At 48.8% G+C, this 19028-nt stretch carries 15 protein-coding genes and 1 pseudogene; 1 reads left to right on the top strand and 15 read right to left on the bottom strand.

Annotation, left to right across the window (positions count from 1 at the left end; all coding sequences use genetic code 11):
* Positions 1–5: 5 nt before the first annotated feature.
* The 3 genes from DFP95_RS04155 to DFP95_RS04145 form a co-directional block, all read right to left on the bottom strand.
* A complete protein-coding gene (locus DFP95_RS04155) occupies positions 6–851 on the bottom strand; it encodes a helix-turn-helix domain-containing protein (RefSeq protein ID WP_115991266.1) in 846 nt (281 codons plus the stop codon).
* Positions 852–986: 135 nt separating this feature from the next.
* Complete coding sequence (locus tag DFP95_RS04150) at positions 987–2027, bottom strand: SDR family NAD(P)-dependent oxidoreductase (RefSeq protein WP_115991265.1); 1041 nt, start codon at positions 2025–2027, stop codon at positions 987–989.
* Between the two features lie 238 nt (positions 2028–2265).
* The gene (locus DFP95_RS04145) at positions 2266–3015 is read right to left on the bottom strand and encodes an SDR family NAD(P)-dependent oxidoreductase (RefSeq protein WP_115991264.1); all 750 of its coding nucleotides are present in this window, start codon (positions 3013–3015) and stop codon (positions 2266–2268) included.
* Between the two features lie 136 nt (positions 3016–3151).
* Here DFP95_RS04145 and DFP95_RS04140 point away from each other — a divergent pair, with 136 nt between their 5' ends.
* Positions 3152–3787: a TetR/AcrR family transcriptional regulator gene (locus DFP95_RS04140; protein WP_115991263.1), complete on the top strand. Its 636-nt coding sequence runs from the start codon at positions 3152–3154 to the stop codon at positions 3785–3787.
* A 145-nt stretch (positions 3788–3932) separates the two neighbouring features.
* Here the strand turns inward: DFP95_RS04140 and DFP95_RS29770 are convergent, their stop codons facing one another.
* The 12 genes and pseudogenes from DFP95_RS29770 to DFP95_RS04080 form a co-directional block, all read right to left on the bottom strand.
* Positions 3933–4202 carry a TetR-like C-terminal domain-containing protein gene (locus tag DFP95_RS29770; RefSeq protein ID WP_181907232.1) on the bottom strand — a complete coding sequence of 90 codons (270 nt, stop codon included), beginning with the start codon at positions 4200–4202 and terminating at the stop codon, positions 3933–3935.
* Positions 4203–4798: 596 nt separating this feature from the next.
* Positions 4799–8599: a rhamnogalacturonan lyase family protein gene (locus DFP95_RS04130; RefSeq protein WP_115991261.1), complete on the bottom strand. Its 3801-nt coding sequence runs from the start codon at positions 8597–8599 to the stop codon at positions 4799–4801.
* 639 nt (positions 8600–9238) lie between these two features.
* Positions 9239–10033 (bottom strand): GNAT family N-acetyltransferase, encoded by a 795-nt coding sequence (locus DFP95_RS04125; protein WP_115991260.1) that lies wholly within the window; start codon positions 10031–10033, stop codon positions 9239–9241.
* Positions 10034–10091: 58 nt separating this feature from the next.
* Positions 10092–10233, bottom strand: a pseudogene (locus tag DFP95_RS29220) (biotin synthase BioB); the annotation flags it as partial.
* A 281-nt stretch (positions 10234–10514) separates the two neighbouring features.
* Positions 10515–11294: a GNAT family N-acetyltransferase gene (locus DFP95_RS04115; protein WP_115991259.1), complete on the bottom strand. Its 780-nt coding sequence runs from the start codon at positions 11292–11294 to the stop codon at positions 10515–10517.
* Between the two features lie 32 nt (positions 11295–11326).
* Complete coding sequence (locus DFP95_RS29765) at positions 11327–11812, bottom strand: GNAT family N-acetyltransferase (RefSeq protein ID WP_425453235.1); 486 nt, start codon at positions 11810–11812, stop codon at positions 11327–11329.
* Positions 11813–11932: 120 nt separating this feature from the next.
* Positions 11933–13396 carry a hypothetical protein gene (locus DFP95_RS04105; protein ID WP_115991257.1) on the bottom strand — a complete coding sequence of 488 codons (1464 nt, stop codon included), beginning with the start codon at positions 13394–13396 and terminating at the stop codon, positions 11933–11935.
* A 40-nt stretch (positions 13397–13436) separates the two neighbouring features.
* Positions 13437–14204, bottom strand: a complete 768-nt coding sequence (locus DFP95_RS04100) for a hypothetical protein (protein WP_115991256.1) — start codon at positions 14202–14204, stop codon at positions 13437–13439.
* A gap of 73 nt (positions 14205–14277) precedes the next feature.
* The gene (locus DFP95_RS04095; protein WP_181907231.1) at positions 14278–15030 is read right to left on the bottom strand and encodes a GNAT family N-acetyltransferase; all 753 of its coding nucleotides are present in this window, start codon (positions 15028–15030) and stop codon (positions 14278–14280) included.
* A 377-nt stretch (positions 15031–15407) separates the two neighbouring features.
* Positions 15408–16223 carry a lipid II flippase Amj family protein gene (locus DFP95_RS04090; protein WP_115991254.1) on the bottom strand — a complete coding sequence of 272 codons (816 nt, stop codon included), beginning with the start codon at positions 16221–16223 and terminating at the stop codon, positions 15408–15410.
* A 73-nt stretch (positions 16224–16296) separates the two neighbouring features.
* Positions 16297–16857 carry a hypothetical protein gene (locus tag DFP95_RS04085; RefSeq protein ID WP_115991253.1) on the bottom strand — a complete coding sequence of 187 codons (561 nt, stop codon included), beginning with the start codon at positions 16855–16857 and terminating at the stop codon, positions 16297–16299.
* Between the two features lie 34 nt (positions 16858–16891).
* Entirely contained in the window at positions 16892–18892 is a 2001-nt protein-coding gene (locus DFP95_RS04080; RefSeq protein WP_115991252.1) for a peptidoglycan D,D-transpeptidase FtsI family protein, read from the bottom strand.
* Between the last annotated feature and the right edge of the window lie 136 nt (positions 18893–19028).

Genomic DNA, 19028 nt, shown 5'->3' with positions numbered 1-19028 from the left:
TCCCGCTATTCTTCTTTTGAATCGGTGTGAACCTTTTGGCGAATCAGCTCGGAAGGGGTATATCCGAAATGCTTTTTGAAAGCATAGGAAAAATGCGATAAATCTTCAAATCCGACTTCGTCGTAGATCTCGATCGGCTTTTTATTTTTTTCGGCAAGCTGGTAATGGGCTAATTCGAGCCGTTTTTGTGTCAGCCACTTTTGCGGCGTCGACTGGAACGATTTTTTGAAATCACGCTTGAACGTGCTCAAGCTGCGGGCGGTGAGATAGCTGAATTGATTTAACGTGATGTTGAACATATAGTTCTTCTCCATAAACTCGGCAAGATTGATTTTGCCCGGTTCATCGAAGTTTGACAGAACATGATCGGTATCCGGGTCAATGGAGCGCAGGATGGTGATCGCTTCTTCGAGTTTTAAGGAAATCATGGTTTCCGGCAGTTGACCTTCCATTTGGAGATACGGTAACAGGGAGGCAAAAAAACTGTCCAGAAAAGGCTCATTCGCGTCATATTTCTTAATCTTCTGCGAAAGCGAACCAGCCTTGGTCACGTTAAAGGGGTGGCGGATATAATAATCCTTTAATCGTTCGGCGCTCAGAACCAGCATGATGGCCCGGTAGGGATGACCGTCTTTCGGGTATTTGATCAGCGTAGCCAATTGACGCCGGGGGAGCAGGAATGTTTCTCCCGCTTCGATAATATAGCTGTTTTCGGCTTGAACAACCTTCATTTCACCGGAGAAAAGCCGTACAATGCAATGATGCTCCAGCACGGCTTCTTCTTTATAATAGCTGTCGTCCATGCACGCCCAGATGATTTCAGCCTTCATTTTCTGCTCTAGCGCAGACATATGGCATCTCTTCCCCTTTACTCCGGATAACAGTCCCGGCTAACAGCGTTTGTCGCCTTGCCGCGGCCTCGTTGCATCAAGATCTTGATGTAATGCGGCCGCGGCATTCTTCGTTAAAGTTCAATCGACGGATGATTAGACGGTCGGCTGGAGATCGAACGTGACGCCCGTAAGCCGTTCGCTTAATGTCCATAGCTTGCCGGCCGTTACCGGATCGAGAGCATACGCCGTAACACCGTTAAACGGCGGAAAGATCGTTGTAAAAAGATCCGCCGGCGTCGCCGGTTCCGTACGGGGATCCAGCACGGCTACTTCGTTGTCTTCGCAGTACACGCCGCCGAGATCGTCGAGCAACGGACTGGTTGCGCACCATACGGTTGTTGACGCGCCTTGCGGGATTGTTTTTAGACCCATCTGGGCATTATAAACGGCGTTACCTTCCGGGTCCAGAAGCCCCTGCGCGATCAGATCTTCGGTCGAGAGCAACCGCTTCAAGTCCGTATCGATAATGGCGCCGGGATGCAGGGAAAAGGCCCGCACGCCATGGCTCATGCCGCGGTTGTCCAATTCAAGAGCAAACAAAATATTTGCTGTTTTGGATTGTCCATAGCCTTGAAGCGTATCGAACTCGCGATGCTCGAAGCTCGGGTCTTCAAACATGATAGATGAAAAATGATGTCCCCAAGAAGAGACGTTAACAACTCTTGCTCCTTCGGCTTTCTTCAGGGCAGGCCACAGCCGCGCCGTCAAATGAAAGTGTCCCAAATGATTGGCGGACAGCTGCGATTCGTATCCGCGAGCGTCGCGCTGAAGAGGAACCCACATGATCCCCGCATTGTTGATGAGCAAATGCAACGCTCTGCCTGAAGCCAGAAATCGTTCTGCGAATGCATCGATTGAAGCCGGGTCCGTCAAATCCATGGGCAAGATTTCCACGCGAGGGACTCCCGCTAAGTTTTTTTGCGCTTTGTCCATATCTCTGGCGGGTACGACGACGGTCGCTCCCGCTACAGCGAAGGTTTTGGTCGTTTCTAAGCCGATGCCGGCATAGCCCCCGGTGACAATGGCCGTTTTACCGGTAAGGTCAATGCCTTTTATAACGTCGCTCGCGGTCGACGCCGCGTCGAATCCCGATTCTACCGGCTTTTGCAGCATTCCTTCATTATTCTTCTTCATATATCCACTCTCCATTCGTTAGGTTAGTGAAATTGTATCACGGGCATAACGTATTTCATTTTGTTCAACGGACCAAGTTTACTTTGTTAACAGGGTCAAATTTTCTTTCAATTGCTTTGTGCGAGCCTAACAATAGGAATTCTTGAAAAGAGCAAGCCGGACACCCGAGGCGCGATGGGGTCCGGCTTGCTCTTTAGGAAAGAAGCGAAGATGATTTATCACGTTCTTGGTAAGCCGTTTAAACGGCTGTACGGCCTCCATCGACAGGAATAATTGCTCCATGAATAAAGCTGGAACGATCCGTAGCCAGAAACACGATGGCTGCCGCGATTTCGTCCGGGGAGGCAACTCGACCGGCGGGCGCTTGCGCTGCCAATTGATCGAGGAACTCTCCCATTTGAGACGCGCCTTCGGTACGCGTCGGACCCGGGCTGACCGCATTGACGCGAACCCCGCGAGGGCCGTACTCGGCCGCCCATGACTTCGTAAGCAGATTCAAGGCTGCCTTGCTCGCTCCGTACAAGCTAAAAAAGGAGGTCCCCAGATCGGATACCATGGTCGAGACGTTGACGATCGCTCCTTTGCCGCGTTCAGCCATTAATGGAGCAAGCTCCGCTACAAGAAAATAAGGAACTTTGGTATTCACTCCGAACACAAGATCGAATTGCGCCTCCGTTGACGCGTCGGTTGGGCCAAATGAGCCGATCCCCGCATTATTGATCAGAATGTCGATCGAGCCTCCGCCTAGCTCGACCGCTCTTCTCGCAAGCGAACGCGCGCTCGCTTCGTCTTTCAGATCTGCCTCGATAAAATCGGCCTTACCGCCATTGGCGCGAATTTCGATTGCCGTTTGTTCTCCCCGTTCAACTTGGCGTCCAGCAACAATGACGTGAATGCCAAGCCCGGCAAGCGCTTTGGCCGTCGTTCGCCCAATTCCGCTTGTCCCTCCCGTAATAAGAGCGACGGTTGTCTGTTGATCCGAATTCATGTGTCACTACCTCTTTTCACTTTTGAATTATTCAATACATTATTTTGTATTGTTTACTACATTTTTTTGTATCGAATGGTTCAATACTATAGTTTGAGTTCTGGATTGTCAACTTCATTTTTGATATAATGACGACATGAAAAATACGAACGATAACGATCAAACCTCCTATAAACTGAGGCTCACCCTCAAAGGACAGGCTACACGGGCACGAATTATCGAAGCGGCAGCGGACTTAATGGCCGAACAAGGCATCGGTCGGACATCTATGGAGGATGTCCAGCGTCAGGCGAAGGTTGGCGCTTCCCAGCTATACCATTATTTCCATGACAAAAAAGAGCTAGTACGAGCCGTCATCGCGCACCAGGCCGAAGCTGTTTTTGAAGCTCAACAGCCCTATTTAGGAAATCTTGACAGCTTTAAAGCGTTACAGGCGTGGAGAGATCTCATCATAGAAATTCAGATGGGGCGGCAATTCAAAAACGGCTGTTCCATCGATTCTTTAGTCGGTGAAATTGCGGAAAGCGAGGAAGAAGCCCGTTCCGAGCTCGTATCTTGGTTTGCGCATTGGGAAGGAGAAATTTCCAGGGGACTGCATGACATGCACGCGCGTGGGGTGCTGCGTTCGGAAGCCGATCCCGCAGGCTTGGCGTTAGCCTTACTTACCGCGCTTCAGGGCGGTCTTTTACTCTCACGGCTGCGGAAAGAAGTAACGCCGCTTGCAACGGGACTGGATGCCGCACTGTGGTATATCCGATCCTTTGCCACTTAATTGATTAAATGGCGATAAGTTCAAGGCCACTTTACCGATTCTGATTTTCTTAATCATATCTAAGGATGGCGAGCAGCACATATCCATTAAACTCCGCGTAGCACGGAGTTTTTTTATGCGCATATTGGGTTCTTTTTTAAGTCAACTATAGATTCCTATCTAACAAAAGCCCCATTTGTTTAGCCACAACATCGACCGGTTCTGATAATCCCTTGGTAAACCAAGACTCAACGATCCCTACGATCGCCGTTCCAAGAAAACTTATTATTAGATCCTTGCTCAATCCCGCATTTACTCCTTTGGTTACATCTACGCAAAGCTCTAATCGTTCGATAACATATTCAAGGAACCGATTGCGAAATCGTCCTACTCTTCCGCCACCAAAGATCCCCTTTACTGCCCCCGGATGGTTCAAATTCAGTAATTAGTTTACCTTTTGTAGAGTCTATCTATAAAACGAATTAGAATATGTATTATTGTAATAAGTGATGCCATCTGTATGGACTTTATAAAACTAACCCCTACAATGTAATACGCCAAAAGCAGCGTCGCAACAAAAAAATATACCCCCACACCTATTATAAGTTTAAACATACTTATATCCCCTCCCCATTACTTTGGGCAAAGTACCCGCTTGTTTGATTAATACAAATTCTACTTTAGGATCTTCAACTAGCTAGTTATTAGATAAAGTAACCGCGCGGCTTTGATTAGGGGTTCACCTCGTTCTGTTCAGAGTAGCTTCGTACATTCGTCCTCTATATATAGTTAAAACAGTTATTAACGGAAATGGTTCCTCTATCCTCACATTTTCACCAGATAGGCTATCAGCTCGACCATAGTTCCACTGCGATAATCTAAAAGGATGATTGATTATATATAGCAAAAGCTGCCAGGGGAATCCCATGGCAGCTGTTAAAAGCAGAATCTTCATTATCCGTTTATGGCTTTCTCCCCAAGTACTTTTCTACTTTTGGAGGGACGGCAGGGTAGACCGTTCCCTCCTCATACCTATTGCCAATTCGTAATGCGGGTAGCAATAATGACCAGATCCTGAATGTCTACCGTGCCGTCGCCGTTCAGATCGAACTGCTGCCACGCGCTCCAGTCGGAATCCGCGGACGTCTTGCCGTAGGCTTTAACCGTCATCGCTAGGTCGCCTACGCTAATCTTGTTGTCATTGTTGAAGTCCCCGACGATCGGCTTGATTACCGAATTTAGGAACGTCTGCAACGCCGTCTGCAGCTGTGCTGCCGCATGATCCACAGTCGCCTGATCGGCTGCCGGATTATTCGCAACCGCCTTGGCCTGATCGATCGCCGCCTGCAGCGTCGCCTTCGAGCCTGCCGGATAATTACCGACTGCGCTTCCCTCTGTCGACTGGTCATGCTTCGCTTGAGCGTCCGCAATCAACGCATTCAGAGCCGCCTTATCTACCACCGCCTGCTGCTGAATTCTTAGGCTGTGGCTTGCTCCTGTGAGCGTCGTCTCAACGCCGTCTGCATCCGCCGTAACCAGATTACTGAGCAGGATCGACGTATTCCCTTCCGTTTCCGGCTTCGCCTTCAGGCTAAACTTCAACAGGTCCCCGTTCGGATCTGTCTGTTTTTCGCCAAGATGAACACCAAGCACGCGCAGCTTGCCGCCCACCTGTTTGTGATCGACGACGACGAATTGTCCATCGGCCATAGTGACAGGATCGGATACCAAATCCAGCAACGTCGGATCGAACTCGAAAGTCAGATCCTGCGCTATTATTCCGGACTCCAGATCATTCCCGCTGTAGATCAGCTCGAACGTTTCGCCGGGGTGTACCCTGGCCGGTCCCGTCAGTTTGATCTTACTCAGGGCATCGGGGGCCTTCGTCGGGACAGCGATGTCGGTCCTCTTGGAGGGCAGTTTAGCCTCGTCGCCAAGATAGAAGCTTGCGAATCCCATCTGGTCGTAGCCGGTGTTCTTGTTCGCCACGCCATTGCGGTACATCGGGTCGTGCATCAGCGTACGGATACCGTACTCCGTAGGCGACAGGGTCGTTACGATGGCCAGGCGGTTATTGGTGGCCCGGAGAATGAGCTCCTCGCGCCAGTCTCCGTACATGTCGGCCTTGAGTGTAGGAGTGCTCTTATTGCCGGTCGACGTAAGGCCGGTCGCGAGATATGAAGAAGTCGCGAAGGTCAAGTCGTTAACCGTGCTGATGGTCGCGTTGCTGACGGCCATGGCCGTCAGACCGCCACCGAACCAGATGGCGTTTTGGCCGCTATTCAGGTTATTGCTGCCGTTCAGAAGCTCGCCGGTTATCATGCTCCTGGCTCCATTCTGAGAGTGTCCCTGCGCGCCGGGCCAGCGGTTAGAGAAGTTGCCGGCCACCGCTCCTTCGGCATCGCTACCGGCGTATACGCCGTAGATCAGCGAGTTTTCATAGACGATCTCGCCCTGCTCGTTCAGCCGTTTGCCCTTCATCGGGTCGTGGGCTTCCGGACCGGGTATCCAGCCGTAATGTCTGCCGTTGCGTATGTCGTCCAGAAGGTGCTCCTCGTTGCCGGACCACGTTCTGATGCTGTTGTCCTTGTCGATCGGAAGCAGCGCGCTGCGATCGCCATGGCGAAGCGGCGCCCACACGTTAAGTGGGTTGTTCCGGACCTCGTCCGTGGCGAACTCAAAGCTGCCGGCCACCGGTGGAATGCTGTTCTGCCCCTCGATTGTGGGCATGATGTCGCCGTTGATTACTTTGGGTAGAATCTTGGTCTTGTCGGCGTTCAAGCCGAGAACCATGGCTTTCAACACGATCTCATCCCAGCCGTCTCCGTCGAGGTCGGCTGACGTAGTAAAATGATTACCGCGGTTCTGATAGTCGTACGCGGTGCCGCCCAGGGCCCAATACTGCGGGTCGGCCGAGTCGAAGCTGGCCTGAAGATTGACGTTGCCGTCCACGATGTTGAAGGCGGCGAGAGTCGTCCTTGCGTAGTAGCCGCGCTGGGAGACGGCGAAGTTGTTGACGTCGTCAAGCACTGCCACGACGCCGACGTAGCGATTGGCGCGGTTGCCTTGCGCGTCGCCCCATGAAGCGGCCTTCCAAGGATGCTCAAGCCAGTAGGCTTCTTTCTCAGCCATTATCTGAGCTTTGTAATCACTGGACGAACTGCCGGCGCCGGGGCCGGGGAATGCCAGATAAGAGAAATTGCCTCGCTGGGTTGCGGGCGTCATGGCCCAGTTCTCTCCGTCGACGCTGCCCTCGTAAGTGAACGGATATTGGGCACTGTCTACGAGCACGCCCTTGCCGGCTTCGGCGTTCCACTTAAAGGCCGAGAAAAACTCCTGGTCGTCTTTGGCGGGGCCGATCGGACCGACGTGGTATGTCTTAATCCACCTTTTAACAGTCGGATCATTGACTCCGTCGTTGCCGCCTCCTGCTGTCGGGCTACGGTAAGAGATGGTGAAGCTGTTAAGGAGAGACCAGTAGGTGCCAAGGGCTTCTTCGTTGCCGGCGGCAAAGTATTCCTTGAACTTGTCCAAGGTGGAGTTCAAGCCGTCCTCGCCGCCCACGACGGTGTTGAGGGTGTCCGGATATACGACGGACTGCGACTCTTCGTCCCAATTGCCGATACGGGTGCCGAGGGCGGTCTTGAGCATGAGCTCCGACTTGCCGTCACCGTCAAAGTCTCCGGCGAACAGGGTGGTCTCGTGGTCATTGCCCGCTCTTACGTTATAGCCCATATCGACGCGGAACAGCAAAGTCCCGTCCTGCTTGTACACGTCTATATACTCTGGCGCGGTTGTGGTATTACTGCCGCCGAATATAGGTTCGGAATACATGGGGTCTTGCTGGGTACTGCGCCACTTGACGACGATCTCGTATTCGCCATCGCCGTCAAAATCACCCACAGTCATGTCATGGGTGGAGTAGGCGGCGCTTGGCGACGTATAGATCTCGCCGGTGCCGGTCTTCGCGTAAGGGAGCTTGGTACCGCTGTCCAGCTCCTCGAGATACTTGATGAACTTGGCCTCAAGCTCGGTAAATAGGGCATCGCTTATCATGCCGTCGTTCCCGAGGGAGTTGGTCGGCTGCCAGGTTTCACGGTTGTACCCGTTGAGCTTGTCGACCCATTCGCTCAGATCGGCAGCGCTGACCGGGGTCTCGTTGTCATGGGGCTCGCGGAAAGCCTTGAGCAAATCCATGTCGACGACGTACCAGTTCTGGCCGCCCGTATCGGGGATAACCATGTTTGCCGCGGACAGATTGGTGCCCGGGCCGAACCTGTAGCCGCGGTATGTGAAGTGGGCGAGCGGTACGGGGGCCGGAGCCGGCTTCAACGGGATATAGTTCACGGCGCCTCTGTTTGCCTGCCCCGAGCTTCCCGCCAAGGCCGACAGCATGGGTACGGACATGCCCTGCCTCGCCCCTTCAACGTCGTTGATGACCGGCGCCACCTCATAGATGGAAGATACGAGGCCATTCGGGTCGGTGTAATTAGACGGGGTAACGCTTTCTTTCACAATGCCAGGGTTTGTCTCGTAATTGCTCTCGGGCTGTACATCCCTGGGTGCGATGGTAGTGATCTTCACAAAGTCCGCGTCTCCGTCTTTGCGATAGACGTTCCAGGAGAGGCCATCGGGCTCGTCTCCCAGGAAGCGCCAGCTCAAGAAAATGCCGCCTGGGACCTGGGCAGCGACCAAGCCGCGCGTTAGATACTCCATCGGGCGCAGACTGGGCGACGCTTCATCAGCCGCGGCCGGGACGCTGAAGACGAACAGGGACAAGCACATGGCCAGCGCCATGGACAGAGATACGAGTTTGTGCAGTGTCTTTTGCATTATTTATTTTCCTCCCTCTATAAATGTTGATATATCAACGGTCTGATTCGCTGTAATGCGCCAAAAAAGTTTTTAGGGCCCAATGCAACCTCTACGAGACTAGGAATATCTATCATCATTCGCCATGCTTCAAACGCCTTGTGATTAGTACTATTCCATGTAACACATTTAATAGTTTGCTGCTTAGAATCACGATGGACTGCTATAAACGTAATGGATTAACTTAAGGGTACGTTTCTACCCTTTTGCAGACCGAATCTCCAAGCTCTAGTACCGTTGATAGCCATTCATACTCTACAGATTTGCTACCATCAATCTCCTCCTTCTTCCGTTTCGTCGTAGACCACCGGAATCACTGCGAAATCCGGGTAATCCCAACTTACACTACGTGCCAGCCAAGGGGAGGTTAAAAATCATACCTTTTTGTTCAACAATCAGAGGTATTAACACGAGTGGTTAAAAGGGGGGGATTTCGGGGGGCGAACACGCTTGTCCCGGGTATTGCACTAGGACTTCCAGATATATAAGGAAGAGGCACAACGCTATGTTGTGCCCCACTTATATGCAACAAAATCATTTTCCAAAGGTTTGTATGACCTTTTACAAGGCCTTACAAGATGTCAAGCCATATAAACAGCGTTATTCACCACAATAAACCTCTATTGTGACCTCATCGCTGAAACCGATTGCCTTATATATACTTTCCCCTATCTTGCTCACTTGTAGGAAGGCATGTTTTTTCCCAGCAGCTTGGGCTTCGCGCAGAGCATGGGCTATTGTGGCACTTCCAAGGCCTCTTCTCCGGTAAGCTTCCAATGTAGCAAAGTTATAGATTCCGATGTTCTCCCCGTCAGTTAGAGCAGTTACCCCTGTGGCGGGCTGGCCATCCATAAAACCAATGTAATGCTGGAAGACGGTATTTTCACTGAATGCCGCAGATTCGGTTATATCAGCAAAGGCTTTTCCGTCTTCTTCGTTGAACCCAAACGAGGTCGGCACGACTTGCCTAAACCAATCCATTTCAGCTTTAGTACGAATAGGTTTGATTTCAAATCCGGAAATAGACGGTGCGTTATACTTCCAATTGTTCAACGAAAGGGACATTCCGGCCAATTCGTCTACCTTTTGCATGCCTCTTGCCTCTAAAACAGGTTTTAAATCCTCCGCACCGACGTCGTGAGACCAGATCAACCAAGAGAATGGCAACTTCTTTGACTGGTAACGATCTATAAGCTTATGAATGTCGTTAACTCCATCTGCGGACAATGCTCCTTGATAACTTATAACCTGGTTACCCAAAGGAATGGTAAGAAGATCAGATTCGTACCGGAGCACCCTTGGAGTTTGTTCCATGACCATGCGGGGATTTAAAATACTCACTTGTTCCATGCTGAAATACATATTTTTCTTGATCTGCTCTTGGATGTTTGACATGATTTTACCTCTTTTCAAGTAGAATTACTGCTTACACAGTTCATATTTTTGACGGCATTTATAACGCGTTCAGCTCAATTTCGAAGCCTAAGTCTTCAATAATTTGATGATCGACCCGACACCTCTTGGCCAGCAGTGATTAAATAATCGCCTACGAAAAGCGAATTTGCAGCATACAGAGAAAGAGGCTGCAATGTACGCCGGAAGGAGTTGGTCATTATCGGCTTCAAGCACAGCAAGTCCTTCTTCTAACGTCAAGCATTCCCCAGACAGCATTGCTAAATGAAAGTGACCGTATGGCCATAGCCGTCTTTTCTGACACAAGAAAGAGAGAAACGTTCCAGTCTCCGGAGACTGCTGTAGCGCTTGATAAGTTCAATACAGCCGTCACAAGCGTCAGTTTAATCGTGCCCAGACGAAAGCTACTAAAACATCGGCCTTGCCGACGATATTGGCGATGCGTCCATCTCTTCCTGTTACGTCACACGAATAAATTAATCGTCAGTTCTTCCTCAAACCCATGTTTGCGGTAAATGGTCTGTCCCATGGAACTAGACTGTAAAATGGCTAACTTTGCTCCCGCGGCTTGCATGTCGAGTAAAGCATGACCAACAAGCGCGCCACCGATACCTTTTGTACGGAATTCCTTCAATGTCGCAACCGTGTAAATGCCTGTCACTTCGCCTGTGCTGAACGTCATGGCCGTTCCTACCGGCACTTCATTCAAATAGGCCAGAAAATACTGCATTTGTCCTTCCGGATCATATGCAAAAGCTTCGGTAAACGCATTGGCTAATTCGTCCGGAAGACCGTATTCTGCCACGAACACCCGTTTGAACATCTCAAGTTCTTCATCCGTATGAACGGTCACGATTCTCAATCCTGGCACATTAGATCGGTTAATCTCTTTCTCTCCAAGATCAACCGCCATGCCGGACATGGTACCGCCCGATTTGAACCCGTTAGATATCAGTGTATCGTTAAGATCTTCGTCCTGTGTATGGGAATAGGTATGCCAGACGCATTTTACGCCACGATCTTGATACGAATCGATTATGGATTTCACTTGCCTGGTAGCATCGATCTTATCGTCATTAGGTGCTTTATAATCAAATACGCGATTGAAAATCGTTAACGGCAATTCGGATTCGATTCTTGCGCAGTTATCGTAACGGGAAAAATTCGCGTAAGGACTGTTACTGCTCAACCGTTCAAACGTTTGGATCATGTTCTCCAAGATTGCTTCCTTTTTATTTATCATTTTCGCTTTTCACCCCCTTTCGTTTTGCCGGATTATTTAATAATTAATTCGTATTTAATAATGGCCAATTGCTTTCCTTCAAGCGTTAACGTACTCTCTTCAACTTCCTTAAAGCCATTCTTTGAATAGAATGCTCTTCCTATTACATTGTCTTTTTTTACAGTTACAGTTAAAGCGTCCTCGGATTTCATGATTTTAATAAATTCACTTAAAAACTTTGTGCCGATTCCTTGTTTTTGCGATCCCGGTTTTATATAAATTCGATATAAGTCATATTTAGCTTCACTTAGTTGGATTAATTGCGCATATCCTATTATTTGGTTAGATTCTTCAGCTACAAGAAACGATGACTTCCCTAAGACTATATCGCCGTCAATTAACTGACGTATTTTTGAAATTGAAAATGCCTTATTGAGATAATTATTAATAAAGTCAATTGAAAGGCTTTCTCGATAAGCCGCTGTCCAAGTCTCGAAGGCGACCTCTCTAATTTGTTGGGTATCTGCATGTGAGGCTATTCTGATTGTAACTATTTATGTAACCTCCATTTTCATTTCGTAGTTATCGTACCCCTTTCAATGGCATTGATCCAACCATGAGGTTTTCAGATGTTCACTAAAAGGGGCACGGTTCATTTTTCACGGTCTCTCGGTAATCGTGAAGCCCATTCGAATAGCGGGTATCGCCGAACCCGGATGATCTGCGCCGTAGGTTAACTGCGGTGCGACGTAAACGTCCGGATTTGCCTGCTTGCCTCGGTAAATGCCCGGATAGAGATCGAGGATATGATAACCGGGCTCGCCGGTAGCCGGAACCGTAAACGTTACGGTTCCTTGGCTGTTAAATCCGCACATGTATCCCAGATAGGCATTATCGTAATCCAAATAATACGCGTTGTCGTATTCCGTCCAACCGACGCCTTTGATCTGGATTGTAATTTCGGTCCCCGCCGGCCCGGAGGATGGCGTGATTTTGGTGATCGATGGCGATATCGACAGGTATACCTCCGCATACGAGATGTCTCCAACCCTCAGTTCAATCCGGTGCGGCACGCCTCCTAGATCGTCCGGGATAGGAAATTCATAGCTCAGACTGCCGTTGCTGTCCGTGCGAGCCGTTCCGAGCGAACTCTTTTTCTCCGCGAAACCCATACCCGTAATCCGGCTGCCCTCCATCGTATGCCAGACCAAATCCGCTTGTTTGCCTGCAGGCAAACCGCTAGCCTTTAACGTCACCGAATCCCCGACTTGTCCGACGGACCGGCTCAATGTCGCGTTGACGCCTGTTTTGTTCGTTAACTTCGGCATCTGCACGCCTCCCCCGGCGGCATTCGGTTGCGCTTCTACTTCATTACGGACGATCGGAGCTTCATCCGTAACCGTAAACGCAAAGCTTGGCACCGGTAGATAGGAGTTCGGAGCTTCCGTATAGTTTATATAAGGCATTCCTAAGTAACCATGCCAGATGGTGATCGAATGCTTGCCTACTGGACCTGCGGCTCGTATTTTCGCGGTCGCGCTTCCGTTCGTGGACACGGCGGAGATTAGTCCCGTCATCTTGTTATCGTAGGATAACTGCCAGTTACTCTCCATGGTCGCGTAGCTGATACCCTCGGCCTGCACCGTGATTTCCGTTCCGATAGGACCCGACTCCGGGAACAAGCGGAAGGTCGGAGCAACGAAGACATTCGTTTGGGCGACTTTTTCGTTGTTCTGTCTTACGTAAATCGTATGGTCGCCTCCGAAGCCTTTCGGTACGACAAAGCTTCCATTCCATTTGCCCATACTGTCGGTCGTGCCCATCGTCATCGTTTGCTCTTCTAGCTTGTAGGACGGGCCGATTAAGCTATAAATACCTTGTATGTTATAACTACCTTGCTCTGTTTCCCACTGCAGCTTGACCGGCTTGTTTGGTTCCAGACCATTAGAAGAGAAATGAACGACAGCCCCTACCGTGCTGTTGTTTTCCTCGATCGTAACGGTAGGGGTTGCGGACGCAACTTTTTTTTCTGCAGAAGCAGGCAACGCGAAAAAGACGGTAGAAAGCAGAAGTAACAAACTTAGGATCGTGTTAGGTTTAACTATTCGTAACATCGGATGCAATGAATTTAACCTCTTTCGTCTGTTGTTCATAGTTGTGGTGTTATTGGGTCGATTTCCCAGTTTCCGAGGGCTCGGTGTCAACGATTGTAATGAGAGAAGGCATAACTTGGAACGGCTTGTATTCCCCTTTCATGGAAGCCGATTGCGCGGTAATATAGTAGCCGAGAGTTCCCTTCGGCGTTTTATCCGTTACTTTGTAATTCGCGCTCCAGAATTTCTCGCCGCCAGGTAACTCAGGCGGGTGTTGCCCCAGTTGCATGTCAAGCACTTCGCCTGTGGCCAGATGAACCTGCAGTTTCGCATCTTCGGCAAGCTTGCCCGTAACCGGGTTAGTTGCTTTCATGCGGAACACGATGCCGTCACCGACGGTGAAGCGGTTCTGCAGCACGCAACCAGCCAACTCGGAAACAATATCTCCGTATACGACCAGTTTGGATGCGAAGGAAAGCTGCGCCGTTTTGGTTTTTCCATTCCAAGAGAGACTATTCACGTCTACTGCGTTCGCCAAGTCTTTTATGGCCACCGTCGGTATGCCCTTCGTTTCCACAGCCTTAACTTCTTTTCCATTTATGATTGCGGAATGCTTCTTGTTGTCGTAAGAGAAAGTAAATCCAGTAAAAGCAGAGAATTTCTTCAGATCTATGTAGACCCGGCCGTCTGCAACATGATTGGCGGACGATACCAATTTCGTTCCATTAATAGAGATCGTGAGTTCCCCTTCGCTTGCGGATACGACCGCCGGCAGACAGGTTGTGACAACGGCGGCCACCATTAACGATGCCGCTTTCTTTTTGAGACCTATTTTCATCTTCTTATCCTCCAAATGTCTGCGCATCGATGCCTGTTTCGTACAATAGCATTTTGCAGCATTATATTTTAAGTTACCCCAAGTAGACACCGATCGCGATATCGTCGCTGAATCCGATCGACTGATACACGCCATTTCCCATCTTGCTCGCCTGCAGAACGGCGATTCGTCCGCCGGCAGCCTGTCCTTCGCGCACGGCATGCGCGGTCATTGCGCTTCCGAGACCTCTACGTCTATAGGCTTCCAGAGTGGCCACGTTGTAGATGCCTATCGTCTCCCCGTCTTGGATAGCAGTCACTGCTGCGGCGGGCTTGCCGTCTAGGAAGCCGACATAATGCCGGAATACAGCATTCTCGCCGAAAGCGGCAGCTTCACAGATCTGCACGAAGACATCTCCCGCCTCTCCGTCCAAACCAAACACGGACGGAATATCCTTGAACCATTTCATTTCCGATGGAGCTCGAATCTGTTTGATGACGAAGCCTGGAATCGCGGGCGCAACGTACGTCCAGTCGGTCAAGGAAAGCGACATGCCGGACATATCTTCGACCTTTATAAGCCCGATTGCCTCCAGCGCCTGCTCCAAATCGGCGACATCGTCGTCCTGAGGCCAGGTCAGCCAAGTGAATGGGACCTTGCGTGCACGGTAATCATCCGCCAACTTCCCTAATTCGTCCAATGCGTTGCCGGACAGCGCCCCTTGATAGGTAACGACGCGGTTGTACAGAGGATGAGCGAGGTCGGATTCGATTCGGATTGCCTGCGGCGTTCGTCCCAAAACGATACGGGGGCTGAAATTGGCCAGTTGTGAAATTGCATAAATCATGTTTTGCTTGATCTTCTCAGGAATTGCGGTCATGGAGCATTCCTGGGTATTTTTTTATTGAGATTCCGATACATCATACCTGCTTTGCTTTGATTACTCATCGTTTCGTAAGCTCCTTCTTGTTGTGAAATCAAGTCGCAGAATTTTACTTACCGGAAGGTAAGTAAAACAGCGATTATTAGAGTATAGCTAGCCCCATTTTCTATGTCAACATTTCTAACATTAATGATTTTTAAGTATTCCTGCTCGCGTCTATTGAAAAATATTGTGAAAAACTGACGTTTTTTCCATCCCGCAAAAGAGATTGAATGAGAAAGGCCATCCTTAGCGGATGGCCTTTTGCGAACCTCTATCTCTACGATCTACTGGACCTGGACTCACACAATAAACTTCGTAAGCCAAGCAATGTATGTGGCTCCAGGTATAAATAGCAGTTGTGCCGCAATCGTGCCGATAAGTCTGCCCGTTATCATGAATACAGAGATACTTTTAAGCTTTAGATAACTTCCCTTACCATTAACGACATCATCTGCTAATACCGATATCTTTGGATCAATAAAAAGAGCAAGAAGTATGGTTGCAATGCCGTTTATTAAACCTGATGCCATTATGGTAGCCCCAGCTCTATTAGGCGCTAAGAGCGATGCATATAACGCCGATAAGACTCCAATGGTGTAAATAGCTGTAACGATTATATTGATAACGAATAACCGCATTGGTATTGTCTTCAGACCAATACCTCTTAAATAGGATATTTTGGGCAGGTGGATATGCTTGCTCCCTTGTTTCAAGAATGACAACGAAAAACTCCTCTTGATCACCGAGAGCACAGAACCTCGCTCATTTGCCAATAAGATGATTGTCCGAGAAAACAATGCCGTAAACGTCGGTAACAATATCATTCCGAACACTGTTCCTACTGTCGAAGCTCCTATTAAAAATCTGTATTGGTTTTCAACTATTTGTAAAGTATTTAGTGGTCCTGCAGTATCAATCAAACTTCCCGTAAAAGGTTGCTGCATCATGTTCGCCATCCTTGAGACGATTACCATCATGCTAAACAGCGAAAGAGAAGAAGCAATTAATTTCACTCTTGCACCCGACAGACGAACGGCATACGCAAGGGTCTCAATGCAATGAATAATTAGAATAAAAAAGGCAATGAATAGAAGCTTGTTAGTTAAAAATGCCACTCTGTCACCACTTCTTTGCTCTGAAGTCACATGCTATGCCATTTGGTCAATTCCGCTCGACTACTTCTTCTGCTCACTTTTTGATGCTTATATACTGACGTTCTTTCCACTCGAACTCATCATCGAAGCGAAATGTCGATAGCTCAAGCGCGAGATTAAGCTCTTTATTGGGTGCTTCCAAAAATCGTTCCTTTCCATGCGCCCAACAGCAATAGAGCTCTAATTCTTCGCCTATTTCTACATTACGACCCAGGTAAGCGAATAGCTCTGACAAGCATTTCTTACTGGTCTGATAGTATGTGGGGAGAGAGCGTTTCATTTCGTTATTAATCTGGAAGGAACCGCCTTCTGAATTCACTTGGTACACCAATGGGTTACGGAATATATTCGAGGAGTCTTGAATATGAATTGGTCCGATTATATACAAACCGGCTGCATCCTCTTCCGTCTCGTATATCTCCATACGCTTATCGCCCTCTGGATACTTCGCCAGCAGTATTTGCATAGAGGGATGATCCTTCGCCACAGGATTCACATGCGTAACGTAATGATTAAGCGTCATCACTGTTTTCTTCTGTCCGAAAGAACCTATCGGAAGCTCACGATTTGAAGCTATATAATAGAACAGTGTCACAAGTAAATATCATCTCCCCAATTGGGTTTTCTCGTTATTTGCGAGGTGTTCCCATAAGGCCAATCTCGGAATCATAAGCATCGAAGATCTTCCGGGCGATCGGAGCTGCGGCATATCCGCCATAACCGCCATCCGGTACAACGACCGCGACGGCCAAGACCGGATCTTCCGCAGGTGCATAAGCGATGAATACCGCATTCTCCACTTTCTTGCGACTTCCAACATCCTGTTGAGACGTTCCTGTTTTCCGATAGAAATGATAGTCGAAATCGTCAAAGCCTTGTACATTAACAAGCGCCATCCCGTCTTCAATCGTTTTCCAATAGGAATCGGGAAAGCGGATTGTATTCAGAACCTCGCTTTTATAGGGTTGAACAAGGTTTCCGTCGGTATCCTTGATCTCATTAACGAACTGCGGCTTCATTCTCTTGCCATGGCTAGCGAGCGTAGCCGCGTATTGAGCGAGCTGCAGCGTAGAATACTTAGCCTGTTGACCGAAGGAAGCATAAACCAGGGCGGATTGCGAACTCCCTGATTTTATCTCCTCATAGTAATTCGTTTTTCCTTTGGATTCGTTAGGCAATCCGCTTCCCGTAATGACGCCAAGACCAAACTGCTTCATGTAACCATCCCAGATATCGACGCCTTTAGGACCATCCCGTAAATAAAGCGCATTACCGATCATTTTCGCCATGAAGGCATTCGATGACTTGGCAATGGCCATTGTCGGCGTCAATAATCCGTTCATCGCTCGGCTAGCATTACTAACTTCTGTCTCATACCCTTTACTCCCGAAGGCAAAATATCCTGGATCTAGGAAAGTCGAATTCGGCGTAATGAGTTTCTCGCTTAGTCCAACTAATACGGTTAGCGGTTTCTGAGTTGACCCTAAGTTTACGAATGAGGAAGGATGAATACTGCGTTCCTTGTCATCCGCATAGGGAGGCTGTACGTCCCTGATCGTTCCATTACTCATGAAGTATTGAACAGACTCCCAATCCTTCTCGCTAATTCCGCCCTGCCACAAGGAGGGATCGTAATCCGGCATGCTGGCCATGGCGACTACCTTCCCTGTCTTGACCTCCATGGCAACGGCATAACCTGTTATCGGATGAGAGTCTTTTTGGAATTCATTCGGCGCGGTACGAATCTCTCGAATCTGATCCGTGATAGCTTGTTGCGCTATTAGCTGAACTTGGTTGTTGATAGTCAAATAAAGATTATCGCCTTTAATCGGCTTGGTCAGCTTCATCGGGCCAATGATTTGGCTGTCTTTGTTAATCGGATATTCCTTGAAGCCGTTGCGGCCTCTTAATTCGTCCTGGTACATGAGCTCAAGTCCATCGGCGCCGACTTGTTCCGTTGTCAGGTACTTAAGCGTTTCATCAATCTCTTCGTTGTTAATGCCTTTGTATTTATCAATATTGCCCACTGCGCCGCTTAGCTTCTTCAAGTAACCGACTAATTGGACCGCGAGTTTGTCGTTGCTGTATTGGCGGATACTCTCCTCCACGACTTCAATTCCTTCAAACTCGTCCCGATGCTCCGAGAAATACGCGATTTCTTCTTGCGTAAGTCCTGACTTGATTCTTCGAGGTTGAAAAGCGGAGTTGACCCTGCCTTTTAAATCCATGTCTTCGAACACTCCTAGTACCGTGAGTGGCTTCTTTGACTTATTGCCGAGTTTATTGAATATGTCTACTATTCTGGCAGCCAACGCCATTCCCTCATCCGCTTTCATCTTCAAATCTAGCGTATAGTAAAGCGATTGCGTGGAAATCGAATAGGCGATCGCATTGCCAGCCGAATCGTAAATGTTACCCCGGATGGGGGGAATTGGAATCCTTTTTGAACCGTTCTCGTGTTCCTTCGCTCGCAGGGTTTCCCCCTCTACGAATTGCAAATAAGCCAAACGAACGATTAATAGGGAAAAAAGAGAAAAGGTAACAAAGAAAAAGACATTCAGCCTAAAGCTGAAGTGTCTACGATTGCTCAATTCACTTTTCTGGGCTTTTTCTGTCATGATTTTGCTCATTGAGTACACCTCTTAGGAATGCAGTATCCACATTTATGTAAAGACTCCTAATTGTTTCTACATAACTAGACGCTTTAACACAGAAAAAGTTCTATATTTTACAAATTATTAATTCAGTCTATTTTACCTACCTGAT

Origin of the sequence: Cohnella lupini (genome assembly GCF_003386205.1) — a bacterium.
Taxonomy (GTDB): Bacteria; Bacillota; Bacilli; order Paenibacillales; family Paenibacillaceae; genus Cohnella; species Cohnella lupini.
This window is presented reverse-complemented; position numbering and strand designations above follow the sequence as displayed.